Consider the following 26069-nt stretch of genomic DNA (forward strand, 5'->3'; position numbering starts at 1 on the left):
GGCGCGGTTGAGCCCGCCGTAGGCGTGTCCGACCCTCTCGGGTAAGTCTTGGGGCGGGCGCAGGGTCAGTGTGATCCCCCCCGTCTGGGGGCGGGCGCGGGCACGCTACCGGCGTGTACACGGGTGCCCGGTACGAGCCCCCCGTCTGGGGGCGGGCGCAGGGTCAGTGTGAGCCCTCCGTCTGGGAGCGGCACAGGACCAGCGTGGGCCCGCCGTCTAGGGGCGGGTGATGGGCGCAGGGTCAGCGCATCCAGGCCCGGGGCGTGAGCTCGAACGCCGTCCCGGGTGGCAGGCACTGGAGCAGACGGGTCGTGAGCGCCGCGTCGTCGCCGCGCAGGTCGTTCCAGCTCACACGTACCAGCCTCCAGCCTGTTCCGGCCAGGTGCTCCTGGCGGAGCTTCTCCTGGTACAGGGTGCCCGGATCCGCGTACTTTACGGCGCCGTCGAACTCCACCCCCAGGCAGAGCGCGGGCCAGGCGAGGTCCGGGAAGTACCACTTTCCCCGGACCTGGACCGGGTGCTGGGCCACCGGCTCGGGGGCGCCCGCCCGTAGCAGGGCCAGCCGCAGTACGCTCTCACCGGGCGACTCCGCCCAGGGGCTGAGGAAGGGGAGCAGGCGGCGTGCGCGCAACCGGCGCCGTCGGCAGGACGCCTGCTCTATGCGTGTGGACACCTCCCGGAGCAGGTCGCGCACCCGCTGTCGCTCCGGGCCCGGGTGGAAGCGGTCAGGACGAGCGGCGATGCGCAGCAGGGAGTCGGCGATGACGAGGGCGTCAGGGCAGGGGAGATCCAGGAGGCAGTCCGCCATCGTGCGTGGGAGCGTCGTGACCGGCAGGCCGTAGACGTGGGTGACGTCGGAGTCCGGGACCGCCAGGGTGTGCCGCCGGTGCCGCACCTCACGACCCCTCAGGAGCGAGGAGCTCTGAGACGTGCCCGGGGTCTGCCCCTGAGGGCGCTCCCGAGTCAGGGGGCCGCCGTAGACCATGCTTGGCAGTCGGGCAGAGGTCCGGGCGGAGGAGGTGGGGCGAGTGGTGTGGACGTCAGGCTCCTGGCGGTAGAGGCAGGCGCCGTGCAGGAGGGCGGCGGACTCGTGGGAGAAGCGCACCGGTGTGCGGGCGGCGCGACTGACTGCCAGGAGGCGTGCCAGGCTGACCTCCCGCTGCTGCGCCCAGGCGGGAGGGGGAACGGTGGCAAGAAGGTACTGGCCTCGCGCGAGACGGACAGCATGTGCTGGTAGCGCGTCCGGAAGGTCGGCGCCAGAGACGACCGTTGGTATCGTTAAAGGTTGCCGTAAGTCCATGTCTTATGATGGTCAACATATGCTCATGTTGTCAAGCGATGGATGCGTGACTGTAGGGAGCTCTACGCTGGTTGGGCATCGGTGTGCCGGACGGCGGTGGGTCGCCTGCCGGGTGGACGTGCTCTTGGGTGGGCGCTCTTCTGCGTCGATGCGCGCCATCCTGGGGTGGCAAGCGTCTTCCTGATGCGGTGAACGTGTTCGCGGGCGGGTAAATGCGCTCGCAGGTGGATGGACGCGCTCTCGGAGGAGTGAACGCGCTCGCGGAGGAGTGAACGCGCTCGCGGAGGAGTGAACGCGCTCGCGGGGGGATAAATGCGCTCTCGGGTAGGTAAACGCTACCTCAGGCGGCGTTCACCCACCTGAGAGCGCGTCCACCTGCTCGGAGGCGCGTTCAACCATCCGAAAGTGCGTTCATCTACCCGGAGGCGCGTCCACCTGCCCGAGAGCACGTTCACTTTGGGTGGGGGTGTGGCAGCTGGGGGAGCGGGAGAGTGATTGGGCGGCCCGGCAGCCACCCCGCAGGTGTGCAAGACTGGGCAGGTGCGAGAAGGCGATACCCTCACCACCCTCGGCGCGTGCGACCCCCTGGGGCCGGTGGCGCCGTCGGACCCCGCCAACGTCCTGGAGGACGTCTCGGACCCCGCCAGAGCCTCCGGTCCCACCAGGGCCCCGGACCCCACCCCTGCCCGGCCGCTCCCCGGCCGTGGGCGAGCCTCCGGTCCCACCGACGTCCTGCACGACCCCAAGCCCCGCGAGGAGTGCGGCGTGTTCGGCGTGTGGGCCCCGGGTGAGGAGGTCAGCCGCCTGACCTACTTCGGCCTGTACGCCCTCCAGCACCGCGGGCAGGAGTCCGCCGGGATCGCCACCACGGACGGGGTCAGCATCCGGGTCTACAAGGACCTGGGCCTGGTCTCCCAGGTGTTCGACGACAACACCCTGACCGGCCTGACCGGCCACCAGGCGGTAGGTCACGTGCGCTACGCCACGACCGGCGCCACCACCTGGGAGAACGCCCAGCCCATGCTCGGGCCCGTCTCCTCCTCCACCCTGGCCCTGACCCACAACGGCAACCTCACCAACACCCGCGAGCTCATGGAGGCGGTCTTCCGCACCTCCGGGGAGGACCTCACCGGTGAGCTCGGCCGCGGCTCCTCCACCGACACCGCCGTCCTGGCCTCCCTCATGAGCCTGGTGGCCGAGCGCGGGGAGGTGGACGGCTGGGACACCGCCGCCGACGTCGCCGAGGCCGGCATGGAACCGCCCGAGGACGTCGCCCGGGCGCAGGCCCCGCTGAGCGTGGAGCAGGCCGCCCGTCGCGTCCTGCCCATGCTGCGGGGCGCCTACAGCCTGGTCTTTATGGACGAGCGCACCCTCTACGCCGCCCGCGACCCCCACGGGGTGCGCCCCCTGGTCCTGGGGCGGCTGGAGCGCGGCTGGGTGGTGGCCTCCGAGACCGCCGCCCTGGACATCGTGGGCGCCACCTTCGTGCGTGAGGTCGAGCCCGGGGAGTTCCTCCGCATTGACGCCGACGGCGTGCGCTCCTGCCGGTTCGCCGTGGCCAAGCGGGCCGGCTGCGTGTTCGAGTACGTCTACCTGGCCCGCCCCGACACCCGTATCGCCGGGCGGAGCATTATCGCCGCCCGCAACGCCATGGGCGCCGCCCTGGCCCGGGAGTACCCAGTAGCGGCCGACCTGGTCATCGCCACCCCCGAGTCCGGCACCCCCGCCGCCATCGGCTACGCCCAGGCCTCCGGCATCCCCTACGCCCAGGGGCTGGTCAAGAACGCCTACGTGGGGCGCACCTTCATCCAGCCCACCCAGACCCTGCGCCAGCTCGGCATCCGCCTCAAGCTCAACCCGGTGCGCGAGGTCATTGAGGGCCAGCGCCTGGTGGTGGTGGACGACTCCATCGTGCGCGGCAACACCCAGCGGGCCCTGGTACGCATGCTGCGCGAGGCCGGGGCCGCCGAGATCCATGTCCGCATCTCCTCCCCGCCGGTGACGTGGCCCTGCTTCTACGGCATCGACTTCGCCACCCGCGCCGAGCTCATTGCCACCTCCATGAGCGTGGAGGAGGTCTGCCGGTCCATCGGCGCCGACTCCCTGGGCTACCTCTCCGTGGAGGGCATGGTCCGGGCCACCGGGCAGGCGGCCTCCGAGCTGTGCATGGCCTGCTTCACCGGCTCCTACCCCACGACCGTCCCCACCGGCGGCACCCCGGTCAGCTCCCTGCCCGTCTCCCACGTCCCCAGCGTCTACCGCCGTCGTCCGGACGGCGCCCCCGGCAGGGGCGGCACCAGCCGGGAGGTGAGCCGCCCCGACCTGGCCGCTGGCAGCCCCACGACCACCCCTCCGAGATCCTAAGGAGCCCCCATGAGCCAGACCTCCCCCAAGACGCCCGACCGTCCTGGCCAGGGCATCACCTACGCCTCCGCCGGGGTGGACACCGCCGCCGGGGACCGCGCCGTCGAGCTCATGAGGGCGAGCGTGGCCGCCACCATGACCCCGGCCGTCGTCGGGGGGGTGGGCGGGTTCGCCGGCATGGTGGACGTCAGCGCCCTGCGCGACTACCGCCGTCCCCTGCTGGCCACCTCCACCGACGGCGTGGGCACCAAGGTCGCCATCGCCCAGGCCCTCGGCGTCCACCACACCATCGGGGCGGACCTGGTGGGCATGGTGGTGGACGACATTGTGGTGGTCGGGGCCCGCCCCCTGCTCATGACCGACTACATTGCCTGCGGCCACGTGGTCCCCGAGCGCATCGCCGACATCGTCCGCGGCGTGGCCACCGCCTGCGCCGCCGTGGGCACCCCCCTGCTGGGTGGGGAGACCGCCGAGCACCCCGGGCTCATGGGCCCCGAGGAGTACGACGTCGCCGGCGCCGCCACCGGCGTGGTGGAGGCCGACCGCGTGCTCGGCGCCGAGCGCGTGCGCCCCGGTGACGTCCTGGTGGCCATGGCCTCCTCCGGCCTGCACTCCAACGGCTACTCCCTGGTGCGGCGCGTCATCGAGCACGCCGGCTGGCAGCTGGGGCGGGTAGTCCCCGAGCTCGGACGCACCCTGGGCGAGGAGCTGCTGGAGCCCACCCGCCTGTACACCACCGCCTGCCTGGGCATGATCCAGGCCCTGCACGACCCCGGTGCCGAGCCGGGGCTCGGCGAGGGGGTGCGGGCCCTGAGCCACGTCACCGGCGGGGGCCTGGCCGCCAACCTCGCCCGGGTCCTGCCTGCCGGGACGGTAGCCGACGTGGACCGGGGGTCCTGGACGGTACCACCGGTCTTCGACGTGGTCCGGGCTGCGGGCTCGGTGCCGTGGGACGACCTGGAGGGGACCCTCAACCTGGGGGTCGGCATGGTCGCCGTCGTCGCGCCCGAGGCCCTCGATGACGCCCTGGCCGCCTCGCGGGCCGCCGGGATCCCCGCCTGGACCCTGGGGGCCGTCCACGCCGGGACGGACTACGTACCCCGGGGCCGGGTGGTGTCGGGCACCAAGGGGGTGGACGGCGGGGCCGTCGACGTCCACGGCACCTACCGCACCACCTGAGGGCTCTTTCGGGGACGGGGCCCGCCCGGGGCAGGGTCCCAGGACGCCTCCTCGGGACGGCCAGGGGCCTCGGGTACGGGATCCGGGGGCACCTCCAGGGCACGGCGCCCCTGCCACGGTGGGTCCTGGCGGGGCCCGGGGCGGGGGCGGCACATGGTGCCAGGCCCCTACCCGGGCTGGCCCGGGGGCGCGCAGGCGCACGGCACCCCACGGCCCTCGTCGTGCGAGACGGCCTAGGAGAGGGTGCTAGCGTTTGCCCTGGTCGCCCCAATCATCGTCGTCGACGTTATACTTAGAGGCCAGCTCCTCGTAGTCGACCTCGTCAGTGTCCGGACCGGAGGACGCGGACGAGGTCGAGAGCTCGCGCTCCAGCGCCGCGTAGTCAGTCTGGGGACTGAAGTACTTGAGCTTGCGGGCGACCTTGGTCGCCTTGGCCTTCTGACGGCCGCGCCCCATAGGCTCGACCCCCTCCAACGTATCTCTTGGCGCGCACGTGGGCGCGCTCTCACTGGGCAAATGTGTCGTGGGGCTACCGTACATCGTTGGCCCCGGAATGCACCATTCAATGGGCCCCGGCGTGGACGTGTCGCGCGGCACGCACGGGCCCCGACGGCGAGACCGCCCTGCCCGACGACCCGTGGGTCGCCGGGCCCGGTGGCCGCCACCGGACGAAGGTCCTAGCGGCGCAGGGCCTTGACCAGGGCGACGGTGCTCAGGATCGCCAGGCTCGCGGCCAGGCCGGTCAGGAGCGACAGGGAGGCCGGGTCGCCGTCGCGCGCGTCGTCGACCAGGCGGGTGGCCCTGGCCTTGAGACGCTGCGGGCTCAGGGCCTCGGTGACGCGGGTGCGGATCCGGGTGACCCGGCTGCTGACGGCCTCGCTGGCCATGGCCTTGACGTGGGCGGGGGCGATGAACTCGCCCAGGGCCTGGGCGTCGGCCAGCAGGGCGGCCCGGCGCCTGGCCAGGTCGGCCTCGACGTCCTGGGGGCCCGAGGGCGGTCCGGCTGGGGTGGTGCTCATGAGTCGCTCTCCTTGTCCCTGGTCAGGCCCGTGGTCACGGCCGTCTTGACGGCCTGGAGGTCGTCGCGCAGCTGGGCCGGCGTGTCCTTGAGGCCGTCGGCCTGGGCCTTGGCCTGCTGCAGGCGCTTGAGACCGGTGACGGCCAGGGGGATGGCGACCAGGAGCAGGACCAGTACCACAATGAGGGAGGCGGCCCACGCGGGCAGCACCAGGCTCAGGGCCTGGGCGGCCGCGGTCAGCAGGAAGCCCAGGGCGAACAGGAACAGGATCCCGGAAACGCTCAGGAGGGTGGCGCCGAGCCCGCCCACCTTGGCCAGGCGCTGGAGCCTGGCCTTGGCCAGGGAGATCTCACCGCGGAGGATCCCCATCATGTTGTCTGACATCCGGGCGAGGAGCTCGCCGAGCCCGGGCTGGGGCGCAGTGTCCTGTGGCGGGTGCGGGGGTGCGGGGGACTGCTGACTCATCTGCGAACCTTTGACGTGACGGTGGTCGGCCGCGGGGCGGCCGGGCGCGTGATGGGCACAAGGTTCTCACGAACAGGTCCCTACGTGCAGCCCCGTCCCCGGCCGGGCCGGGCGGAGACCGGGACACGCCGGGGGCGGGCCGGGGGCGGGCCGGGCGCCTACCCCTGGTTCCAGGCCCGCCACAGGGAGGCGTACTCCCCGCCCGCCGCCACGAGCTCGTCGTGGGTGCCCAGCTCCACGATCCGCCCGTCCATGACCACGGCCACACGGTCGGCGTCGGCGGCGGTGTAGAGGCGGTGCGCCACCTCCACCACCGTGCGCCCGGCCAGGGTCGTGGACAGGGTCCGCTCCAGGACGCGGGCGGCCCGGGGATCCAGCAGGCTGGTCGCCTCGTCCAGGACCAGGGTGTGGGGGTCCAGGAGGACCAGGCGGGCCAGGGCGAGCTCCTGGGCCTGGGCGGGGGAGAGCGCGAGGTGCCCTGAGCCCACGAGGGTGTCCACGCCCTCGGGCAGGGCCCGCACCCAGTCCATGGCACCAATGGCCTCCAGGGCGCCGGTGACCGTGGCCGCGTCGGCCTGGGGGCGGGCCAGGCGCACGTTGTCCGCCACGGAGCCGGAGAACACGTGGTGCTCCTGGGTGATGAGGGCCACGTTGCGTCGCAGCTCGGCCTCGGACAGGTCGGTCAGGCTCACCCCGCCCACGCTCACGGTCCCGGACGTCGGCGGGTTGATGCCGGCGAGCATGCGTCCCAGGGTGGACTTCCCGCTCCCGGAGGGGCCGACGACGGCGAGCCGCTCCCCGGGCACGAGGTCCAGGCTCACGTCGTGGAGGACCTCGTGGCCCTCCCGGTAGGAGAAGCACACGCCCTCCAGGCGCACCTGCGTGCCCTGGGGCACCTGACCGGTGGGGACCCGGTCCGGTGCCACCTCCTCCACCCCCAGGATGCGTGACAGGGAGGCCTGGGCCACCTGGACCAGGTCGATCCAGAACATGAGCTGGCCGATCGGCTTGCGCAGCTCCATGGCGTAGAGGGCCACCGTGGTGATGGCGCCCAGGCCCACCACGCCCCGGGAGGCCAGGAAGGCGCCCCACAGGAGGATGACCACCACCGGGGCGCGCCACGCCACGTCCAGGACCAGGTACAGCCGACGACGCAGCCAGACCCCCAGGTGCTCCAGGGACCACGCCTCGGCCACGGCCCTCTGCACGGCCTCCTGACGGCGCTGGCCCAGGGCCAGGGCGTCCACCGTCTGGGCGTGCTCGACGGTCTCGGTCACCGTGCCGTTGATACGGGCCGTCGCGGCGGAGCCCGCCCGGTAGGTGGGGATGGCCACGGGCAGGTACCAGCGCATCATCCCCCACACCGGTGGCGCCACCACGAGCAGCCCCAGGGCCAGGAGGGGGCTGGAGACGGTGGCCGCCACGATGGTGAGCACGATGGTGACCACGCAGACCAGGATCTGCGGCACGCCGGTGCGCACCAGGAACTCGATACGGGAGATGTCCGTGGTGGTGCGACCCACCAGGTCCCCGGTGCCCGCGGACTCCACGGCGCTCAGGGGCAGGTGGACCACCCGGTTCATCATGCGCTCGCGCAGGTCGGCGAAGACCGACTCGCCCAGGACGCGCGCCCGCATCTGGGCGTAGCGGTTGATGACCGCGCCCGCCACCGTGACCACCACAATGGCCCCCACCACCCGGTCCACGTAGCCGGTGGTGGCGGTCCCGCCCGAGACGCGGGTGACGAGCCGCCCCAGGAGCTGGGGGGCCACCAGGGTGGACAGGACCGCGACGACCTGCAGGGTGAGGACCCCCGCGAGGCGCCACCGGTAGGAGAGCATGATGCCCAGGGTCTTGCGCAGGGCCACCGGGCCGGGGGCGACGGGCAGCATCAGGCCTCCACCTCCTCGCCAGCGGCCCGGGCGACCACGGCACGGTAGGCCAGGGCGTCCGGGTCGCCGCGTCGGGCCTGGGCCAGCAGGTCCCGGTGGGTCCCCGTGGTCCTCACGGTGCCGTCCTCCCTCAGGAGAGCGACGGCGTCGCAGGCCTCCAGCACCAGGGGGGACTCGGTGACGACCACCGTGGTGCGTCCGCAGCGGGCCCGGCGGAGGCGTCGGGCGACCCGGGACTCCGTGTGGGAGTCCAGGGCGCTGGTGGGCTCCACCAGGACGAGGGTGGGGGCCTCGGTCAGGAGGGCCCGCGCCAGGGCCACGCGCTGGCGCTGGCCCCCCGAGAGCGACCGGCCCTTCTCCGTGATCATGCCCGCCAGGCCCGCCTCCAGGGAGGACAGGACGTCCCCGGCGTCGGCCACCTCCAGGGCGGCCAGGAGGCGCTCGTCGCCCTCGGCGTGGGCGGGGGCCTGGTGGACCTGCTGGTCCGCGGCCGCCACCCCGACGCGGGAGGCCTCGGCGCGGACGAGGTCCAGGAGGCTTGAGGGTCGGGCCCCCAGGGGGCGGCGGGCGTCGAGGGCCTCGCGCAGGGTCCCGGTGAAGAGCTCGGCGGTGGCCCCGGACACCACCACGGAGGCCCGCACCTGCGCCAGGGGCATGTCGGTCAGGGGCCGCCCGGCCAGCGTGACCCGGCCCTGGCCGTCGTCGAAGCGGCCCAGGCGGGTGGCCAGGGCGGCGGAGGCGTCCGGGTCCGCGCATACCACGGCGGTCATGGCCCCGGGGGCCAGGACCAGTCCCGAGGTCTCGTCCACGATCGTCCCGGTGAGAGGGTCGGCGCAGGTCGCGTCGAGGTCCTCACGCTCGGCCGCGCTGCCCGCGGCCGGGGCCACCGCCAGGACCCGGGCGAGCTTGCGCAGCCCCACGCGGGCGCGGGCCAGCTCCTGGACCGTCTCGGAGAACACCCACAGGGGCCAGGACAGGTAGGCGGTGTAGCCGTAGAAGGTGACCAGCCCGCCCGCGCTCAGGTGACCCGCCAGGGCCTGGCGCGCGGAGGCCCAGATGACCACCGCCACGAAGAGGCCCGGCAGGAGCACCTGGAGGCTCATGAGCACGGACTGGACCCCGGCCACCTCGACGCCCCGGCGGCGCAGCTCCTGGGAGGCGTCCCGGTAGCGGCGGGCGAAGACCTCCTCGCCGCCGATCCCCCGCAGGATGCGCAGGCCCGCGACGGCGTCGGTGGTGATGGTGGTGAGGGCGGACTGGGCCTCGCGCTGGACGTTCTGGCGCCTCTGGAGGGGGCTGACCAGGCGGGTGGTGATCCAGGCGGTCAGGGGCATGCCCACCAGGACGACGAGCCCCAGGGTCACCGAGGTACGCAGCATGAGGACCGCCACCACCAGGAAGGAGAGGGCCGCCCCGATCAGCTGGGGGAGGCGTTCGTAGAACACGCCGATGGACTCGGCGTCGGCGGCCACGACGGCGGCGACCTCCCCGGTGGAGACCTGGCGGGGCAGGGCGGCGCCCACGTGGGCGGCATGGCGCCCCACGAGGCGCTGGACGTCGAAGGCCGTCCGCATCCACACGTGGGCGGCCAGGTACATGGCCATGGTGTCGGCGACGGCGTAGAGGCAGAACAGCCCCAGGAGGGTGAGGCTGAGCAGCCACACGCGCCGGCTCAGCCCGTCACCGACCCCGGAGTCCAGGGCCAGGCCCAGGAAGGTGGGGACGGTGGCCTGGATGACGGCGGCGACGGTGGCGGCCAGGGTGGCGGCCAGGAGGATGCCGGTGCTGCGGCGGGCCAGCCAGGCCAGGAGGTGGCGGGTGGCGCGGGTGGCGGCGTCGGGCCCCGCGGGGTCGGCCGGGGGCTCGGGCAGGGGTGCGTCGGCCTGGGGCAGGTAGCGTGGCGAGGTCTGCGGGACGCGGAGGCGCTCGTAACGCCTGGAGGGCGTCGGGCGCGGTGCCCTGGGCGGGGTCGGGCGTGGTGGCGGGGTGGTACGAGGCGGCGTCATCGTGGTTGGCAGGCTACTCCGGGGTGTGTCCCTGCGTCGCCCCGGCCCGCCCTGTCCCGCCCGGCCAGCGGCCTTGGGCCCGGTAACGGCCCCGGCCCTCCCCGGGCCCGGTCGCAGCGGTCCCGTCCCGCCCGAGGCGGGCCGTGAGCGGTGTCACGTGAGATCGATTTGCGCTTCCCGATTCCGGACCCTTAGTGTTCTACCCGTTCCAGGCGCGGCAACGCCAAGGGCTTCTGGCCCCCATCGTCTAGCGGCCCAGGACCCCGCCCTTTCACGGCGGTAGCACGGGTTCGAATCCCGTTGGGGGTACCATCCGTGCCAGTGGAGCACAGTTTCATATCAATGGCCTCGTGGCGCAGTTGGTTAGCGCGCCGCCCTGTCACGGCGGAGGTCGCGGGTTCAAGTCCCGTCGAGGTCGCGGATTGGTCGGCCCGGTCAGCAGTGATCGGGCCGGTCTCGTCCCACGGCTCTGTAGCTCAGTTGGTAGAGCGTTCGACTGAAAATCGAAAGGTCACCGGATCGACGCCGGTCGGAGCCACCAGGCCCCTGGAACCCACAAGGATCCAGGGGCCTTCACTGTGTGGCGCGTGCGCCGGGGCGCGGTGGCGTATGTGCTGGGTCACGCACCGGCCCGGTGTGTCCTAGACCCGGGCGAGGCCTGCGCCGGGGGCCTGCCCCCGGCCCCTAGGGTGAGCCCATGGTCGCCAGCCTGCTGTCCGCCGTCCCACCCTCCTGGTCCGTCCCTCTTCTCCTGACCGCCACCCCCACACCCGGATCGGGCACGGACGGGTCCGGTCCCGTGCCCGCGCCGACCCCCACACCCACCAGCACCAGCAACGCGGTCAAGACGGTCGCGGAGGTGGCCGAGGTGACGGTGGACGCCCTCACCCTGGCCTGGCACCTGCTGGTAGGGGCGCTCATCGGCCTGGTCGTCGGGATCCTGGTGCTCATTGTCGCCCGCAGGATGGGACGGCGTCAGCCCATGTGGCTGAGCTTCTCCCACCACTGCCACCTGCCCCTGTACGCCACCGGCGCCACCAGCGGCGCCTACATCGCCGCCCAGGTCTGGATCGCCGGCCTGGAGGCCGAGGTGGCCACCCCCAAGTGGGCCTCCATGGTCACCCACTCCCTCCTGCTGGCCGTCGTGGCCTCCTTCGCCTGGCTGGGCACCGGGATCGTGCGGGTGGTGGAGGACACCACCGTCAGCCACGCCCGTGAGAACAGCGACCAGGGCCGGGCCCGGCGCGTGACCACCCAGGCGCAGATCCTGCGGCGCGTGGCCGAGGTCATTATCGTCATCTGCGGGATCGTCGGTGCCGTCATGACCTTCCCGGCCGCTCGCGTGGCCATGGGAAGCCTCCTGGCCTCCGCCGGACTCATCTCCGTCATCGCCGGACTGGCGGCCCAGTCCATGCTCGGCAACGTCTTCGCCGGCATCCAGCTGGCCATGACCGACGCCATCCGCGTGGACGACATCGTCGTGGTGGAGGGGGAGAACGGCAATATCGAGGAGATCACCCTGACCTACGTGGTGGTCCACATCTGGGACGACCGCCGGCTCATCCTGCCCTCCAAGTACTTCACCGAGCACCCCTTCGCCAACTGGTCGCGCCGCGGCAACCAGGTCACCGGGTCGCTGACCATGTCCCTGGACTGGAGGGTGCCGGTCTCCGCGCTGCGCTCTCAGCTCCACCAGGTCCTGGCGGCGACCCCGGGCTGGGACGGGCGGGAGGCCAGCCTCGACGTCATTGACACCTCCACCCAGTACGTCACCGTGCGCGTAGCCGTCTCCGGCCCCAACCCGGGTGCGGTGGCGAGCCTGAAGAACCACGTCCGCGAGGAGCTGGTGGCCTGGCTCCAGACCGAGGCCGCCTACGCCCTGCCCCGCACCCGCGTGGAGGTGGACACCGTGCAGGTCTCCGCCGACCCCACCCCCGAGAAGGTCGCCCGGCTGGCCGAGGAGCTCGCCCGTCTGTCCTCCCCGGGCGGCGGCGGCCCGGTCCCGCAGATCCTCCCCGAGCCGGAGGACGCGGCGGCCCCCGTCAGCGAGGATCCCATTGAGGCCGCCCGGGTGCGCGCCTCCTCCTGGCGCGCCTCCCTGGCGCGCAAGCAGCGTCGTGACGCCAAGCGCCGCCGCAGCGCCTTCCAGCGCCTCATCCGCCCGGGGGCGGAGGAGGACGGCCCGGACGACGTCCTCCAGGAGACCGAGGTCATGAGCGGGGCGGAGAGCAAGGCGCTCCTGGAACAGGCCAGGACCCGGGAGATGCCCGCCGTCACCGCCTCCCCGACCGACGCCGTCGCGCACGGCACGACACGTCCCGCCTCCCCGGGGGACAGCACCTCCCCGGCCGACACCGGGACCAGCCCGCACGACGCGCAGCCGACCACCGGCCAGGACGCCGACCAGCAGGGTGCCAGGCCGCAGGAGGCCCAGGACGCCACCAGCCCGCAGGCTGCCGCCAGCCGGGGGGAGGACGACACCATTATCACCACCCCCGTCCCCGCCGACCCCAGCGCCGCCACCCCGCCAGCCGCGGCCCACCCCGGCGGCACGACGCAGCCGCGCAGGGGTGCCGAGGAGCCCCGCCGCACCTCCATCCTGCCCAGGGGGGACGGGCGCCCGGCCCGGAGGTGGGGAGCGGGCCGGGACCCCGAGTCCTGAGCCCGTGGCTGTCGACTCGCGCGCGGCAGGCCCGCCACGCCACTATGGGACCGTGACAGACAACCAGCCCGCCCTGGACCCAGCCGCGATCGCCCGTACCGACGCCCAGTGGAGGCGCCTGCTGAGCCCCCTGGAGTACCACGTGCTCCGTGAGGCCGGTACCGAGCGGCCCTTCACCGGGGACCTCCTGGACGAGCACCGCGAGGGCGTCTACCGCTGCCGCGGCTGCGGCGCCGAGCTCTTCCGCTCCACCACCAAGTTCGACTCCCACTGCGGCTGGCCCTCCTTCTACGACCCGGCCGCCTCCAGCGCCGTCACCCTGACCCGGGACACCTCCCACGGCATGGTACGCACCGAGGTGCGCTGCGCCACCTGCGGCAGCCACCTGGGCCACGTGTTCGACGACGCCCCCCACACCCCCACCGGCCAGCGCTACTGCATGAACTCCGTGAGCCTGACCTTCCAGGAGGCAGGGGCCCGGCCCGACGACGCCCCGCGCCGTTCCCCCGGCCCCCGGCCCGACGACCCGCCCGCCGCCCAGGACGTGGGCCAGGCCTGAGGGACGACGTGCTGCGCCTGCTGACCCTCAACCTCCAGCACGCCCAGCTCGGTGCGCTCGCCCCGGCCCCCGCAGGCCCGGGTGCCGACCCCCGGGACCCCCGGGCGGCCCGCGAGGTCCTGGTCGCCCTGGCCGGGCAGCTGGCCGCCCTGGGGCCTGACGTCATCGCCCTCCAGGAGGTGGACCTGGGGCAGGCCCGCTCGGGCCGCCTCAACCAGGTCGCCGAGCTCGCCTCGGCCCTGGGATGGACCCACCACCGCCTCGCCGCCACCTACGCCGGCGGCGTCACCGGGCTGCGCCGTCGCCCCCGGCGCTCCGGCCTTACGAGACGCGGTGACGACGTCCTGGGCCCGGCGCTCGCGGCCGCCGGACGCCCCCTGGCCGGTTTCGGCAACGCCCTGATCAGCCGTTACCCCGTGGCCGCCTGGCACGTGCGCAGGCTCGGACGGGGACCCGCCCTGCTCACGCGCCGCGGTGGGGCGGCGGGCCGGGGCCGGCTCCGTGCGGCCCTGGACCCGCGTTCCTACCGCCTGGAGACATCGACCGCCCGGGTCCTGCTCGCCGCGCAGGTGAGCCTGCCGACGGGGGTCCTGCCCGGGGCCGGTGGTCTCGCCGTCGGCAGCACCCACCTGGCCACCCGCCCGGACGTGGCCGCCGCCCAGCTCGCCGGCGCCTGGGCCGCGCTGACCCGCCTGCCGGGTCCCCACGCCCTGGCGGGGGATCTCAACCTGCGTCCTGAGGAGGTCCGCTCCCTGGGCGTGGGCCGCCTCCTGGGGGAGGGCCCCACCTACCCTGCTGACGGCCCCCGCTACCGTATCGACCACGTCCTCACCGACCCCTGGCCGTTGGACGCCCACGGCCGGCCCCTGGTGCCGGGGCCCCGGGACGCGGGTGGTGCGGGCTGGTCGGGCGTGGGTGGTGTGGTGCCGGGTGCCGCGGGTGCGGTGCCAGGCGTGGATGGTGCGCCCGCTGGCGCCCCGTCCCCCGGGGTGCACCTGGTCGCCCGGGACTGGGGGAGTACGACCCTCCTGGTCTCCGACCACGCCGCCACCTGGGTGGACCTGGAGACGGTGGGGGCCTGAGCCGTGAGGAGGCCGGGCCGTGGGTGAGGTCCTGGGCGGGCTGGGCGTCTTCGGCGTGGTCATTGCCGTGGGCTGGGTGCTGGGACGCACGGGTGCCGTGCCCGTCGGCTCGGACCGCGTCCTGACCCGGATCGCCTTCTGGGCTGCTACCCCCGCCCTCCTGGCCACCACCCTGGGACGCGCCGACCTGGGCGCGGTGGCCTCGGGGCGGACGGCCGCGGTCGTCTGCACCGAGCTGGTGGCCGTGACCGGGGCCGCCCTCCTCCAGCGGCTGGTCCTGCGGCGTCCGGCTGCCGACGCGGTCATCGGGGCCCTGGCCTGCTCCTACGTCAACGCCGCGAACCTCGGCATCCCCGTGGCCCTCCTGGTCCTGGGCGACACCACGCCCGTGGCCGCCGTCCTGCTCCTCCAGCTCCTGGTGATCACGCCGGTGTCCTTCGCCCTCCTGGACTGGGTCACCGCTGGCCCCGGCCAGGGTGGGACGACGGCGCCGGGTACGGTGGGGTCCGGGGGAGCCCTGGGCGGCACGGGCATGCAGCCGGGTGAAAGACGGTCCTCACGTCCGGGCGCGTGGTCCTCACGTCGGGCCCGCCTGACGGCCCCGGCGCGCAACCCGCTCCTGGTCGGGGTCCTGTCCGGGGTACTGGTCAATGTCGCGGGCGTGGACCTGGAGCACCTGGGGGGAGGGCACGTCCAGGCGGTCCTCGACCTCCTGGGCCGTACGGCCGTGCCCCTCATGATGCTGGCGCTAGGTCTGTCCCTGGCCGACTCCCGGGCCTCGCGCCGCGGCGGGGTGGTGGTGCCCCCGGCCTCTGCTGGCCCAGGCCGGGAGCCCGGGCCCTCCGGGGAAGCGCCCGGACCGCCTGGGAGCGCCGCCCACTCGTCCGACGCCACCGGACTGTCCGGAAGTGCCGCCCACGTGCCCGACGCCGCCGGGCTCCCCGGGGCAGCACCGGCACCTGCGCCAGCCCCTCCGGCCCCGGGGCAGGCGGGCGACGGGGGTGGAGCGGCGTACTCAGGCAGGCGCGGCAGGCCGGACGGGTACGGGCGGCCGGTGCGCGGCCCCGAGGAGCTGGCCCTGTGGTGCGCCGTGGGCTGGAAGCTTCTCGTCTGCCCGCTTCTGGCGATACTGGTCGGCAGCCTCCTGGGGCTGCGTGGGGCGGAGCTGCTGGTCCCTGTGACGACCGCGAGCCTGCCTACCGCCCAGAACGTCTTTATGTACGCCTCCCGCTACGAGCGCGGCGTGTCCCTGGCGCGCGACGCCGTCCTGCTGACTACTGCCGGGTTCGTCCCCGTGGTGCTCCTGGCGACGGCGCTCCTGCGGTGAGACGGCCGGGGCGCGGGGGCCTGCCGAGGACGTGTCGCCAGCTGCCCCGGGGACTGCGTGTTCTGGCAGGTGAGGGCCTCGCGCCCGTGATCGGCCGCCCATCCCGACGGCTTGCGACCCCCCGAGGACGGCCGAGGGCCCCGCGCCCGGGATCATCCGCACCCTAATGCGGGGGCCAGCACCCGCTACGTCTCGGGGGCTCCTCGCGCCCGTGATCGCCCGCCCCCTCGGTCCGCCCCCCGGCATGGGGTCTTACCTGCGAGGACGCAGGCTCTTGGGACCTATAGGGAAAGCCTCTTGACCTTGTGTCCCAGGACGACGAAATCAATTTTTTCCGTCCCTGGACGCCCTCCCCGGGAAGGCGGCGGCCGTGAGGGCGCGACACGTTATAAAAACGTGACTACAGGAGGCTCCTGCGACGCCGGAAGACCCCAAAAAAAGACTTGCGCAGGACGGCTGGGGGGGGGATCGTTCAGCGCATCCCTCCCCGGCGGCTCACAGTGACAAGGAGTATGTCATGGCCCAGCCCACCCAGCCCGACTCGTCTCAGCAGCCACAGGTCGTCTACGTCCAGGCGCCTCCTGAGAAGAAGCCCTTCTGGAAGAAGAAATGGTTCATTGTCCTCGCCGTGATCATTGTCCTGATCATCGCCGTCCAGGCCACGGGCGACGGCTCCAAGAAGTCTGATCCCACCGCCGACTCCGGTACGTCGGCCGGTGCGGAGTCCGCCGCGAACGGCGACTCCAAGAAGCCCGAGCCCGGCAGCAAGGACGGCTCAGGCGACCCTCAGTCCACGACCACCTACAACGGGATCAAGAAGGGCGACGTGGCGGTGAACGCGGGCGAGTCCATCACCGCCAAGGGCGTGACCATTACGTCCACCCCGCTGGAGGCCGGTGACTCGACCTTTAAGCAGACTGCCTGCACCACCGTCACCATTCAGAACTCCTCCGGCAAGGAGATCGACTTCAACCTCCTTGAGCTCAGCATGCTGCTCCCCTCCGGGACTATTGACAACAGCTCGTTGTTTGGCAGCGACAACATGCTGTCGGCTGGCAAGCTCATTGACGGCGGTAGTACGACCGGTGACGTCTGCTTTGAAGCCGACATCGCCGCTGGCGGGCAGTTCGTGGTCATCTACGAGCCCCTGAGCTTCTTCTCCCAGCATCGTGAGGCCTGGGTCAACAACTTCTGACCAAGAAGCTAGAGGGCCTACACCCTTCCGCGGGGCCTCCCGGCCTGCGCGGGCGCGTATAACGACGATCATGTAGGCAGAAGCTATTGCCCACCTGGTCCTCGTGGTGTGTGCCCGGGCGGGTCGGGAGGCCCCTGCGTGGTCGTGAGTGCGGTCTCCCGACGGCCTGCCTGCTGGGCGTGACATCTGGCACCACTGGTGGTACCCCGGTGCGGTGCGGGGGACAATAGGGTACCGATGACATCTCAGACTTTTGCCGACCTGGGCGTGGACGCCGACCTCAGCGCCTCCCTGGCGGCCCGCGGCTTCACCGCTCCCTTCCCTATCCAGACCGCCACCCTGCCCGACACCCTCGCCGGGCGCGACGTCCTGGGGCGCGGACGTACCGGCAGCGGTAAGACCCTGGCCTTCGCCCTGCCCCTGGTCCAGCGCCTGGCGCAGCAGGACAAGGCCCGCCCCGGTCACCCCATTGGCCTGATCCTGGCCCCCACCCGTGAGCTCGCCCTCCAGATCGCCGAGGTCATTGAGCCCCTGGCCCGCGTGGTGGATATGGGAGTCACCACCATCTTCGGGGGCGTGAGCCAGAAGCCCCAGGAGAGGGCCCTGGCCAAGGGGGTCGACGTCGTCGTGGCCTGTCCCGGAAGGCTCCTGGACCTTATGGGCCAGGGGCTGGTCCACCTTGACGAGGTGGAGACCACCGTCATTGACGAGGCCGACCTCATGGCGGATCTCGGCTTCCTGCCCAGCGTGCGCCGTATCCTGCGTGCCACCCCGGCCGGCGGCCAGCGCCTCCTGTTCTCGGCCACCCTGGACAACGGGGTGGACACCCTGGTCAAGGAGTTCCTCCACGACCCGCTCCACCACGCCGTCGACCCGGCCTCCAGCCCGGTGGCGGCCATGGAGCACCGCGTGTGGCAGGTGGCGGACAAGGCCGCCAAGGACGCCCTGGTGCACCGCCTGGCCTCCGGGACCGGTCAGCGCATCCTGTTCACCCGCACCAAGCACCTGGCGCGCCGCCTGGCCCGCAAGCTCGTCCAGGCGGGCGTGCCCGCCGTCGAGCTCCAGGGCAATATGAGCCAGAACGCGCGTGAGCGGGCCATGCGGGCCTTCTCCAGCGGGGATGTCCACGTCATGGTGGCCACCGACATCGCCGCGCGCGGCATTGACGTCAGCGGCGTCGAGCTCGTGGTCCACGTGGACCCGCCCGCCGAGCACAAGGCCTACCTGCACCGCTCCGGGCGCACCGCCCGCGCCGGGGCGGAGGGGACCGTGGTCACCCTGGTCCTGCCCGAGCAGAGGCACGACGTCCAGGTCCTGCTCAACAGGGCCCGTATCCGCGCCGAGATCGAGCGGGTCCGCCCCGAGGACGAGACCGTGTCCCGGCTCGTGGGGCAGGTCGCCCCGACGCTGGCTGTCGCCGACATGCCCCAGGGCGTGGCCGTTAAGGGCCCCGGCGGTGGTACGCGCGCGGGCAAGAGTGCGCACGCCCCATCCGGTCGGGGGGTACGTGCTGCGGGCCGGGGCGCCCACCACGCGGGCCCGGGGCACGGCCAGCGCCCGGCCGGCGGCGCTCCCCGCTCCCAGGACGGTCCTCAGGCAGCCGGGCCCGCCAAGGGCCGGACCCATCCCGGGGGACGGTCCGGCTCCGGGACGGGAGCCTCACGCGCGGGCGGTCGTGCCGGTGGGGGGCGTACCTCCTGGCACGGGCGGGCAGGGGCCAACCAGGCTGGTGCCGGCCGGGGTGAGGCCGGTCGCCGAGGTGGCGCCAGGCAGGGCGGTGCGCGCCCCCAGTACCACAGCCGGCGCGGCGGACGCTGAGCCGCCCGCCCCGCGCTGACCCGCCGCCTGGACGGCCTGCTCGTCGGCAGGGGTGACGCCCGCCCCGCGCGCTGAGCCGCCCGCCCCCGCCAGACGCGTGCGGGCCGTCAGGCCCGGCGGGTCAGGGCCCGCAGGGTGATGGCGAGTCCGACCGTCGTCCATACCAGCAGGACCACCAGGTCACGTGCGGAGGCCACGTAGGCCTGTGAGGCCAGGCCGGAGCGCAGCAGGTCGGCGGCAGGGCGCACCGGCAGCCAGTCGTGCACCGTCTGGAACCAGCCCGGCAGCTGGGAGACAGGGAAGGTGACGGGGGAGAAGAGCATGACGAAGAAGACCAGGATCTGCGTGAGCAGCTGCGCCAGCGTGGGGGCCAGGCTCACCGCGATCGCGTAGCCCACCGACGTCGCCATGAGGGCGACCAGGAACGAGGTGGATACGAGCAGCGGCCAGTTGACGTCCAGCGTCAGGTCAAAGCGCAGCCGGGCCACCACCACGGCCACCGCCACCCCGGGCAGCGCCACCGCCAGCCACATGGTCAGGTCGGCGGCCAGCAGGATCCCCCGGTGGACGGGCAGGGAGCGCAGGTAGGTGAAGGTGCCGTTGGCCCGCGCCATGCTCACGGCCTGGGGCACTATGACCAGCCCCACCGTCATGAGCAGTACCGTGGGGGCGCCGGTGGACAGGAACAGGGCGGTCCCGCTGGTGTCGGCGTCGATATTGGGAATGAGCATGCCGAAGCCGATGACGACCCCCGCGGCCAGGAGGGCCTGGACGACGACGACCAGGGGCAGCATGGGGCCCAGCGACCCCAGGTTCCAGCGCAGGATCATGGTGTAGCAGGTCCAGGCGCTAACACGGAGAGGATGGAGGGTGCTGCTGGGTACTGCGACGGGTTGTGCGGACATGAAGATTCTCCTTTTGATTGTGGTGGTATGTATGGAGGTAGCGGTCGGCCGTGGCCGACGCCAGCGCCCTTAAGCGGCCCTGCGCCCCGGTCCTGCCGCCTCGTCGTCCTCGGCACCGTCCTCGGAGGTCAGGGCCAGGTAGGCGTCCTCCAGGGTGGCGGGGCTGATCGCGTAGGTCTCAATGACCCCCTCCTCGCGCAGGGCCGTGGCCCAGGTGACGCAGGCTGCGGCGGCGTCGGGGACGATAGTCAGCAGGACCCGCCGTCCGGCACGCACCGTACGCAGGGGCGTCGTGGGGACGGGGGGCGTGGCGGGGGCCGCAGCCGTCTCGCCGAGGCCGGTCGGGTCGGCCGAGCCGGGGGCCAGGTGGAGCTCCAGGCGCAGGCCGGTGGCCTCCCCGCGCAGACGTGCCGGTGAGCCGCTGGCCACCACCCGACCGTGGTCGAGGATGACCAGCTCGTCGATAATGGACTCGGCCTCGACGACATTGTGGGTGACCAGCAGCACGCCTGCCCCGGCGTCGGCCCGACGGCGTACCGCGTCCCACAGCAGGCGACGGCGGGCGGCATCGACGTCGTTGGTGGGCTCGTCCAGGACCAGCAGAGGCGTGGGGGCGACGGCGGCCATGGCGAAGCCGACCAGGCGCCGGATCCCGCCGGACAGCCCCCCGCCCTCGGGCAGCGCCCGGCGGGTGAGCCAGGGGGTGTAGCCGAGCTCCTCGGCCACCGCCAGGGACGCGGCGCGGGCCTGCGCCGGGCTCAGGCCTCGCAGACGCGCGGTGATCTCGACGGCGTTCCTGGGGGTGAGGCCGTCAATGGGGGTCTGGGTCTGCGGCTGGATGGCCACGGCCCGGCGGGCGGCGGCGGGGTCGGCCACGGCGTCGACGCCACCCACGTGGATGGACCCGGCGTGGGGGCGCAGCAGGCCCACGACCTGGGAGACGAGCGTGGTCTTGCCCGCGCCGTTGTGACCCAGCAGGCCCAGGACGGTGCCTGGCTCAATGGTCAGGGTGATGTCGTTGTTGGCTACGACGTCGCCGAAACGGCGCGTCAGACCGGTGATGCTCAGGGCGGCTGAGGACATAGGACCACCTTTCAGATACTCTCAGTATGTAGATACCGAGAGTATCTGAATCTGAGAGGGAGCGCAACCGGTGGACCTGCCCCTACGATCAAGAGGTGACCGACCTTCCCGATCCGATCAGCAGGCGCGACCGGCAGAGACAGACCCGCGAGGCCATCGTCTTCGCCGCACGCGCGGCCTTCGCCGAGGACGGCTACCACGGGGCCCGGCTCGACCAGATCGCCCGGGCCGCAGGCTTCTCCAAGGGGGCCGTGTACTCCAACTTCGCAGGCAAGGCCGAGCTGTTCCTGGCGGTCCTGGACAAGAACATCGAGGACTCCATGTCCCGTGGCTGGAACGCCTACGACCAGGCCCCGGTGGACATCTCCGGCAATGACGAGATCGCCGCGGCCATTAAGGGCTTCGCCCTGGCCAGCCTGGAGTTCATTGCGGTGGCCGCCCGCGACGAGCACCTCAGCGAGCAGGTCGCGCAGCGGCTCGACCAGGTGGTCGGCCTCTACGCCGCCGTCGTGGAGTCCTCGCGCCGCGCCTCGGCCGACCAGGCGGCAGACGCCTCGGACGCCGGGACCGGGGATGTTGAGGTCACGAAGACGGGGGCCGGTGCCAGCGGTACCAGGCCCGGGACCGAGGAGACTGAGGCCACGGAGGCCGGGGCTGGGGAGGCCGGTGCCGGGGCCGGTGGGACCAGACCCGATGGGGCCAGGCCCGGGGAGGCCGGTGCCAGGACCAGGGACCCGGCAGAGGACGTGGGAAGCGGGAAGACGGAGGACCCCCTCACCAGCGAGCAGCTCGGGGCGCTCCTGGCCGCCCTGGACCAGGGGGCAGCCGTCCTGTCCCTGGCCGGCAGCACCGCCCTCGACCAGTCCCTCCTGCAGGCGGGGATACTCAGGCTGCTGGAGCCGGGGCGGGCGGCGGGGGCGGAACCCGCCTCTGACGGGGAGGGGGAGACGGCCCTCCACCACCGGGTCATCCGCGAGCGCGTCGCCCAGGCGCTCGCGGTCCGGGCGGCCGGGGAGGAGGAGCGCGGCGGACGGCCCTGAGGCCTGCGCGGCTGCCGGGTCGGGGTAGCGGAGACGGCGCCTGGACCCGTGCGTCCTAGGCGTCCTGGGCGTGAGTTGGCTCCGGGGCTGGGCGTGAGACCGTACCTGGGTGCGCCCCAGGCGCCCTGAGTGAGTCGGCAGCCCCGAACGGCCTCTGGGCTGCGTACGGCATACACCCACTGAGGCTCTCCGGGTACGCGCGTGGTGCGGTACGCTCGCTGCGAGGAGGACCGCCCGTGAGTGACCCGTACTTCCCCTTCCGTCCCGACCTGTGGTGGCCTGACCTGTTCGAGCCGCTGAGCCCGGCCGAGCGCGAGGAGCTCATTGAGGGCCTGGCCGTCAACTGGCACGAGGGCTGGGTACCCAACCGCGCCGACGTCGAGGACTACCTGGCCCTCACGGCCGGCACCACCACCCTGGACGAGCTCGTCCAACGCTACCGCGACCAGGCCACCGCCCGACGTGCGGCCGACCGCGCCTCGGCGCCTGCCGCTCGTGGCTGAGCAGTCCGGCTGGCGTGAGTACTTCTACCCCGAGACGCTCGAGCACGCCGACGGCGTCGTCCAGGGGACGCTGCGCAACCTCCTGGGTGAGCGCGACGACGAGCGCCTGGCCGCTGCCGAGTACCCCCTGGCCCGCTACCGCGCCCACCAGCTGCGCCTCGACCCCGCCCTGGTCACGCCCCCACCCGACCAGCGGCGCCCGGGCCCCACCCGGGGCGCCTCGCCAGCCGCCGGGCCACCCGGCCCCGGCGCACGTCGCACCGGCCGGGGCCCGACCCTGTAGGACGGGTGCCCCTAGTCCTGGTCATCGAGTCGTGCCATGCACGCCCAGGGCCTGTCCGAGCGCGCCATCACCGAGCACGCCCGCCCCCGCCGGAGGCCGGTATAAGACCGGCCCCCACGACGTGGCATACTCAGGGGGCCTTCTCCGGCACCTCCTCCCGGAACACCCAGTGTCCTTGCCGGGGAGGCCTAGGAGCCAGGGAGGAGGTGGGGGCCGTGTCCAAGCCGCGAGGCAGGAGCCACAGGGGCAAGGGAACGGCCCGGAAGGTGAGCGAGATCCTGAACAGTATCGCTCGCCTGGTCCGGGCCGTCAGTGTCCTTGTGGATGCCCTCGGCAGGTGGCTCAGCTGAAACCGCCCGCCAAGGGACCCATCCGGTTGCCGCCGGGTGGGTCCCCACCATTATGTCCCACCATGATCACACGCGTCCACTACCCGGTCACCGGCGGCCACGGTCCGGGGCCTGCTACAGGGCCGGGCCCCGGCGGAGGCACTCGTCCGTGCTGACCACACCCCGCCTGGCGCCACCACCACGTGGGCCACGGGCACCACGGCCCCGTGCGATGATGGGCAGGCCTTCCTTGAGGCGGATCACCCCCGACACCTCCCGTTTGTTCGACGGGGCGTCGATCCACCGGAAGGAGGTGAGGGGACTGTGCGCCAGCGTCCGCCGCGCCACGCGGCTCCCAGGGGCCCAGGACAGCGCAGGACCCCGACGTGGTGCGAGATCGTTAGCGCGCTCGCAGCCGTCGCCGGGGTCCTGATCCGTTTGTTCGAGATCCTCGGGGCCTGAGCCCCTCGGGACCCATCCGGTTGCCGCCGGGTGGGTCCCCACCATTATGTCCCACCCTCCCACCGGTGTCCACCACCATCTACCGGTCCCACGGGGCGGCGCCCAGGGACTCGCGCACCGCCCTGCGCTCCAGGGCCTCGAAGACCGCCTCGGCCCGGGCCTCCTCGGCCAGGGCTACCCGCGCCCCGGCCAGGCGGGCGGCGTCCACCACACCCAGCCCCCCGGGGCACGACCCCAGCAGCTCGACCAGGCTCTCGACGTCCTCCACCACGCCCCACGCCTCGGCCCGCTCCACCGGCGGCACCACCACCGGCGGGCCCGACAGGACCCCCCACAGGACCCGGGACAGGACCGCGGCCCGCCCCGCACGCTCCCGGTCCTGCCCGTCCCACCCCGTGACCAGGACGGTGGCGATCAGCCCCCGCACCCACGGGCACGCCCCCGCCGCCACCAGGTCCTCATCCTCGACACCCATACCAGCCTCCTCGGAAACTCCCCGGGCCCGCCCCCACGGGCGGACACCACCATCCTCACCCACCCCGCCACCGGGCCGCCACCCCCTGTGGACAGGCCAGGCCCATGGGACCAGGCGCTCCACAGGCAGGTGGCTACCACTCGCCCCAGGACGACTCACAGGGCTACACTGCCCGGCCCCATCACCCGGCGGGCGTGCGCCGCTGGCCGGGTGGGGCATGTGGCAGCGGGCCCGTCAGGTGCGGGCGGCCTGGGCCCTCTCGGCGACCTCGTAGGCGATGTACCGGTGGCGGGGCAGGAGCAGGCGTGCGGGGTAGGTGCGCTCCAGGAGCTCAATGACCTGCTCGACGGAGGTGTACCCCGCGGCGTCGAACAGGCGGACGGCGTCGTCGGTGTCGCGCTGGCCGCGTCCTGAGAAGATCTTCATGGCCAGCAGGTACTCCGGTGAGGGGACCTGGACCAGGAGCGACTCGGACCTGAGGACGGTGCGTGGGGACTTGTCGGTGCCGGGCATGAACCCCTTAGCGGCGTCGTTGAGCCAGTCCCTCTGGAGCCCGTGCGCCAGGGCGATGACCTCGGCGGTCTCGCGTACGACGGAGCCAGGCCTGAAGACCGCGTCCAGGTCGCGGGTGGTGCGGGTGGTGTCGTAGGCCAGGGCCATGGCCGCCCCGCCCACGACGAACAGCTGGGCCCTCTGACCCCGGGCGGCCAGGCGGTCGGACAGCTCGGTCAGGAGGGCGCGGATGTCGTCGGTGGTCAGGTCCGGCCCGGTGCGGGTGGTCATGCTCGCCCCAGGGCCCGGTGGGTGATGAACACGCCGTGGCGGCGGAAGGCCTTAGGGCCGTGGTGCGTGGCCTCGTGGCGATCCATCTCGAGCAGGTCGGGGTACCAGGTGGTGGTACGCGCGGGGTCCCCGGCCCAGGCGGGGGCCTCCCAGCCGTCGCGCTCGGCGAGGTGCTCGGCCAGGGCCGCCAGGGCGGCGTCGACCTGCTGGGCGCCGGTGGGGGCCGGTTCCTCGGCGAAGACCCGAGCGGCCTCCTGGGCCCCGCCCCAGCGCAGGGTGGAGGTGTAGTCGTCCAGGGTCTGCAGGACGCAGAAGCGCCACAGGTCGTCCAGAGTGTCGCCACGGGCCAGCATGGCCGGGCACCAGGCCGCGTTGCCGGCGGCGGTGTGGACCATACCCCGCTCGTCCGGGACGAGCCGGGGCTCAGGGGCGGTCCTGGCCAGGGCGATGAGCTCACCGACACTGAGGAACCCTCCCCGGTCACCCTCTGCCACTCCCACGATCCCCTCCTGGTGGTTACGGTCCCGACGCTCTCCTGGTCCCCGAGGGTACCCGAGGCAGAGCACCCGTCGGGGTCTCAGGACGCCGGGGTTTCTCCTAGTCCTCGAGGGTACCCGAGGCAGGGTATTGCGGGCTTCTCGGCCTGGTCCCGGGAGTGCCTGGTCCCGAGGGGGCCCAGGGCAGGGACCGCCCTCGACCAGATCCCGGGCGCTGGTCAGGGCGTCGGTGTAGCTGGCGGGCAGGTGCGCGGAGACATAGGTGTCAGCCGCCTCCGGGGTCGTAATCGCCTCGAAGCCGGTCAGACGCCGAATATTGCGACAGCCTCGGCGGTCGGGGGAGGGATACTCGGATCGATGATGTCCTCGATGGTGATCTCATTCTCGATCGGGACCCTGAGGCGCTCTGCCAGAACAGCTCGCGTCGCCTTAGGACCGGGGTAGCCATCGACGTCGACCACGAGCGGGTAGCCCAGAGCGGCGACCTCGGGGAAGTTGTCCTCGACGTCCCACCAGGCGGTGATGTCACCGTCTCGTGTGAAGTGGCCCTCAAGGACGCTGGCGACCTGGGCGCGCGTGGGGCCGGAGCCGATGTACAGCGTGTACTCGGTGCCGGTATCCCAGTCATCGGTGTCCATGTCACTCATCACGTCTCCGGTGTAGCTCCTGGTCGTCCGGGAGGAGAACCACGACCTCGTCTACCTGGTCCCCGCTCTGGGAGAGCACAGACAAAGCACCGGATCATCCCCGCTTGCTCAAGGTCAGTGAAGCGGGGCCCATTCCCGGGCGTTCATAGATGCCTCTTCCGAGGACATCGGCCTCTTATTTCAAGGCTGGTCCAG

General features: G+C 72.9%; 23 protein-coding genes and 3 tRNA genes. 14 read left to right on the forward strand and 12 right to left on the reverse strand.

Annotation, left to right across the window (positions count from 1 at the left end):
* Positions 1-241: 241 nt before the first annotated feature.
* Entirely contained in the window at positions 242-1105 is an 864-nt protein-coding gene (locus C3V41_RS11540) for a hypothetical protein (protein ID WP_106110372.1), read from the reverse strand.
* A gap of 927 nt (positions 1106-2032) precedes the next feature.
* Here C3V41_RS11540 and purF point away from each other — a divergent pair.
* Together purF and purM are read left to right on the forward strand one after the other, a co-directional pair.
* Positions 2033-3664, forward strand: a complete 1632-nt coding sequence (purF, locus tag C3V41_RS11545) for an amidophosphoribosyltransferase (RefSeq protein ID WP_254423756.1) — start codon at positions 2033-2035, stop codon at positions 3662-3664.
* A 9-nt stretch (positions 3665-3673) separates the two neighbouring features.
* On the forward strand, positions 3674-4843 hold the full coding sequence (gene purM, locus C3V41_RS11550; protein WP_106110373.1) for a phosphoribosylformylglycinamidine cyclo-ligase: 1170 nt from the start codon (positions 3674-3676) through the stop codon (positions 4841-4843).
* A gap of 246 nt (positions 4844-5089) precedes the next feature.
* Here purM and C3V41_RS11555 read toward each other — a convergent pair whose 3' ends face one another.
* The 5 genes from C3V41_RS11555 to C3V41_RS11575 all read right to left on the reverse strand — a co-directional run bounded on the left by C3V41_RS11555 (position 5090) and on the right by C3V41_RS11575 (position 10224).
* Positions 5090-5299 (reverse strand): DUF3073 domain-containing protein, encoded by a 210-nt coding sequence (locus tag C3V41_RS11555; RefSeq protein WP_106110374.1) that lies wholly within the window; start codon positions 5297-5299, stop codon positions 5090-5092.
* 221 nt (positions 5300-5520) lie between these two features.
* Positions 5521-5862 (reverse strand): hypothetical protein, encoded by a 342-nt coding sequence (locus tag C3V41_RS11560; RefSeq protein ID WP_106110375.1) that lies wholly within the window; start codon positions 5860-5862, stop codon positions 5521-5523.
* Positions 5859-6326 (reverse strand): phage holin family protein, encoded by a 468-nt coding sequence (locus C3V41_RS11565; protein WP_106110376.1) that lies wholly within the window; start codon positions 6324-6326, stop codon positions 5859-5861. Before C3V41_RS11565 ends, C3V41_RS11560 begins: the two co-directional genes overlap by 4 nt.
* A 158-nt stretch (positions 6327-6484) precedes the next feature.
* Positions 6485-8221 (reverse strand): ABC transporter ATP-binding protein, encoded by a 1737-nt coding sequence (locus tag C3V41_RS11570; protein ID WP_106110838.1) that lies wholly within the window; start codon positions 8219-8221, stop codon positions 6485-6487.
* Positions 8218-10224, reverse strand: coding sequence for an ABC transporter transmembrane domain-containing protein (locus C3V41_RS11575; RefSeq protein WP_106110377.1), 2007 nt, complete (start codon positions 10222-10224; stop codon positions 8218-8220). The genes C3V41_RS11570 and C3V41_RS11575 overlap by 4 nt, the downstream gene beginning before the upstream one ends.
* A gap of 236 nt (positions 10225-10460) precedes the next feature.
* Between C3V41_RS11575 and C3V41_RS11580 the strand changes: the two genes are divergently transcribed.
* From C3V41_RS11580 to C3V41_RS11620, 9 genes are all read left to right on the forward strand, one after another.
* Positions 10461-10536, forward strand: a tRNA-Glu gene (locus C3V41_RS11580).
* A gap of 32 nt (positions 10537-10568) precedes the next feature.
* Positions 10569-10642: transfer RNA gene (locus C3V41_RS11585), tRNA-Asp, on the forward strand.
* A gap of 47 nt (positions 10643-10689) precedes the next feature.
* A tRNA-Phe gene (locus C3V41_RS11590) sits at positions 10690-10765 on the forward strand.
* Between the two features lie 156 nt (positions 10766-10921).
* Positions 10922-12886: a mechanosensitive ion channel family protein gene (locus C3V41_RS11595; RefSeq protein WP_129591606.1), complete on the forward strand. Its 1965-nt coding sequence runs from the start codon at positions 10922-10924 to the stop codon at positions 12884-12886.
* Between the two features lie 52 nt (positions 12887-12938).
* Positions 12939-13445, forward strand: a complete 507-nt coding sequence (msrB, locus tag C3V41_RS11600) for a peptide-methionine (R)-S-oxide reductase MsrB (RefSeq protein ID WP_254423595.1) — start codon at positions 12939-12941, stop codon at positions 13443-13445.
* 8 nt (positions 13446-13453) lie between these two features.
* Positions 13454-14527 carry an endonuclease/exonuclease/phosphatase family protein gene (locus C3V41_RS11605; protein ID WP_106110378.1) on the forward strand — a complete coding sequence of 358 codons (1074 nt, stop codon included), beginning with the start codon at positions 13454-13456 and terminating at the stop codon, positions 14525-14527.
* Between the two features lie 19 nt (positions 14528-14546).
* Positions 14547-15854 (forward strand): AEC family transporter, encoded by a 1308-nt coding sequence (locus C3V41_RS14050; protein WP_254423596.1) that lies wholly within the window; start codon positions 14547-14549, stop codon positions 15852-15854.
* A gap of 517 nt (positions 15855-16371) precedes the next feature.
* A complete protein-coding gene (locus C3V41_RS11615; protein WP_106110379.1) occupies positions 16372-17049 on the forward strand; it encodes a hypothetical protein in 678 nt (225 codons plus the stop codon).
* Positions 17050-17286: 237 nt separating this feature from the next.
* Positions 17287-18867, forward strand: a complete 1581-nt coding sequence (locus C3V41_RS11620) for a DEAD/DEAH box helicase (protein ID WP_106110380.1) — start codon at positions 17287-17289, stop codon at positions 18865-18867.
* A 107-nt stretch (positions 18868-18974) separates the two neighbouring features.
* On the opposite strand, the gene C3V41_RS11625 is transcribed toward C3V41_RS11620, so the two are convergent.
* Together C3V41_RS11625 and C3V41_RS11630 are read right to left on the reverse strand one after the other, a co-directional pair.
* Positions 18975-19772 carry an ABC transporter permease gene (locus C3V41_RS11625; RefSeq protein ID WP_106110381.1) on the reverse strand — a complete coding sequence of 266 codons (798 nt, stop codon included), beginning with the start codon at positions 19770-19772 and terminating at the stop codon, positions 18975-18977.
* A 69-nt stretch (positions 19773-19841) separates the two neighbouring features.
* Positions 19842-20855, reverse strand: coding sequence for an ABC transporter ATP-binding protein (locus tag C3V41_RS11630; RefSeq protein WP_106110382.1), 1014 nt, complete (start codon positions 20853-20855; stop codon positions 19842-19844).
* A 95-nt stretch (positions 20856-20950) separates the two neighbouring features.
* Between C3V41_RS11630 and C3V41_RS14305 the strand changes: the two genes are divergently transcribed.
* From C3V41_RS14305 to C3V41_RS11645, 3 genes are all read left to right on the forward strand, one after another.
* On the forward strand, positions 20951-21895 hold the full coding sequence (locus C3V41_RS14305; protein WP_106110383.1) for a TetR/AcrR family transcriptional regulator: 945 nt from the start codon (positions 20951-20953) through the stop codon (positions 21893-21895).
* Positions 21896-22131: 236 nt separating this feature from the next.
* A complete protein-coding gene (locus tag C3V41_RS11640; RefSeq protein WP_106110384.1) occupies positions 22132-22398 on the forward strand; it encodes an antitoxin VbhA family protein in 267 nt (88 codons plus the stop codon).
* The gene (locus tag C3V41_RS11645; protein ID WP_106110385.1) at positions 22391-22681 is read left to right on the forward strand and encodes a hypothetical protein; all 291 of its coding nucleotides are present in this window, start codon (positions 22391-22393) and stop codon (positions 22679-22681) included. The genes C3V41_RS11640 and C3V41_RS11645 overlap by 8 nt, the downstream gene beginning before the upstream one ends.
* An 870-nt stretch (positions 22682-23551) precedes the next feature.
* On the opposite strand, the gene C3V41_RS11650 is transcribed toward C3V41_RS11645, so the two are convergent.
* The 4 genes from C3V41_RS11650 to C3V41_RS11665 form a co-directional block, all read right to left on the reverse strand.
* Positions 23552-23947, reverse strand: a complete 396-nt coding sequence (locus tag C3V41_RS11650; protein ID WP_106110386.1) for a hypothetical protein — start codon at positions 23945-23947, stop codon at positions 23552-23554.
* Between the two features lie 234 nt (positions 23948-24181).
* The gene (locus C3V41_RS11655) at positions 24182-24730 is read right to left on the reverse strand and encodes a DUF6036 family nucleotidyltransferase (RefSeq protein ID WP_106110387.1); all 549 of its coding nucleotides are present in this window, start codon (positions 24728-24730) and stop codon (positions 24182-24184) included.
* On the reverse strand, positions 24727-25230 hold the full coding sequence (locus C3V41_RS11660) for a hypothetical protein (protein ID WP_217350941.1): 504 nt from the start codon (positions 25228-25230) through the stop codon (positions 24727-24729). The genes C3V41_RS11655 and C3V41_RS11660 overlap by 4 nt, the downstream gene beginning before the upstream one ends.
* 299 nt (positions 25231-25529) lie before the next feature.
* Positions 25530-25865: a hypothetical protein gene (locus C3V41_RS11665; protein WP_106110388.1), complete on the reverse strand. Its 336-nt coding sequence runs from the start codon at positions 25863-25865 to the stop codon at positions 25530-25532.
* Between the last annotated feature and the right edge of the window lie 204 nt (positions 25866-26069).

Source organism: Actinomyces sp. oral taxon 897 (assembly GCF_002999235.1).
Taxonomy (GTDB): domain Bacteria; phylum Actinomycetota; class Actinomycetes; order Actinomycetales; family Actinomycetaceae; genus Actinomyces.

What these genes read in the sequence shown, in the direction of transcription:
- C3V41_RS11630 (WP_106110382.1), bottom strand. Translation starts at nt 20,855, where the DNA reads ATGTCCTCAGCCGCCCTGAGCATCACCGGTCTGACGCGCCGTTTCGGC.
- C3V41_RS11560 (WP_106110375.1), bottom strand. Translation starts at nt 5,862, where the DNA reads ATGAGCACCACCCCAGCCGGACCGCCCTCGGGCCCCCAGGACGTCGAG.
- C3V41_RS11650 (WP_106110386.1), bottom strand. Translation starts at nt 23,947, where the DNA reads ATGGGTGTCGAGGATGAGGACCTGGTGGCGGCGGGGGCGTGCCCGTGG.
- C3V41_RS11555 (WP_106110374.1), bottom strand. Translation starts at nt 5,299, where the DNA reads ATGGGGCGCGGCCGTCAGAAGGCCAAGGCGACCAAGGTCGCCCGCAAG.
- C3V41_RS11595 (WP_129591606.1), top strand. Translation starts at nt 10,922, where the DNA reads ATGGTCGCCAGCCTGCTGTCCGCCGTCCCACCCTCCTGGTCCGTCCCT.
- C3V41_RS11615 (WP_106110379.1), top strand. Translation starts at nt 16,372, where the DNA reads ATGGCCCAGCCCACCCAGCCCGACTCGTCTCAGCAGCCACAGGTCGTC.
- C3V41_RS11565 (WP_106110376.1), bottom strand. Translation starts at nt 6,326, where the DNA reads ATGAGTCAGCAGTCCCCCGCACCCCCGCACCCGCCACAGGACACTGCG.
- C3V41_RS11655 (WP_106110387.1), bottom strand. Translation starts at nt 24,730, where the DNA reads ATGACCACCCGCACCGGGCCGGACCTGACCACCGACGACATCCGCGCC.
- purM (WP_106110373.1), top strand. Translation starts at nt 3,674, where the DNA reads ATGAGCCAGACCTCCCCCAAGACGCCCGACCGTCCTGGCCAGGGCATC.
- C3V41_RS11665 (WP_106110388.1), bottom strand. Translation starts at nt 25,865, where the DNA reads ATGGACACCGATGACTGGGATACCGGCACCGAGTACACGCTGTACATC.
- C3V41_RS11620 (WP_106110380.1), top strand. Translation starts at nt 17,287, where the DNA reads ATGACATCTCAGACTTTTGCCGACCTGGGCGTGGACGCCGACCTCAGC.
- C3V41_RS11575 (WP_106110377.1), bottom strand. Translation starts at nt 10,224, where the DNA reads ATGACGCCGCCTCGTACCACCCCGCCACCACGCCCGACCCCGCCCAGG.
- C3V41_RS11625 (WP_106110381.1), bottom strand. Translation starts at nt 19,772, where the DNA reads ATGTCCGCACAACCCGTCGCAGTACCCAGCAGCACCCTCCATCCTCTC.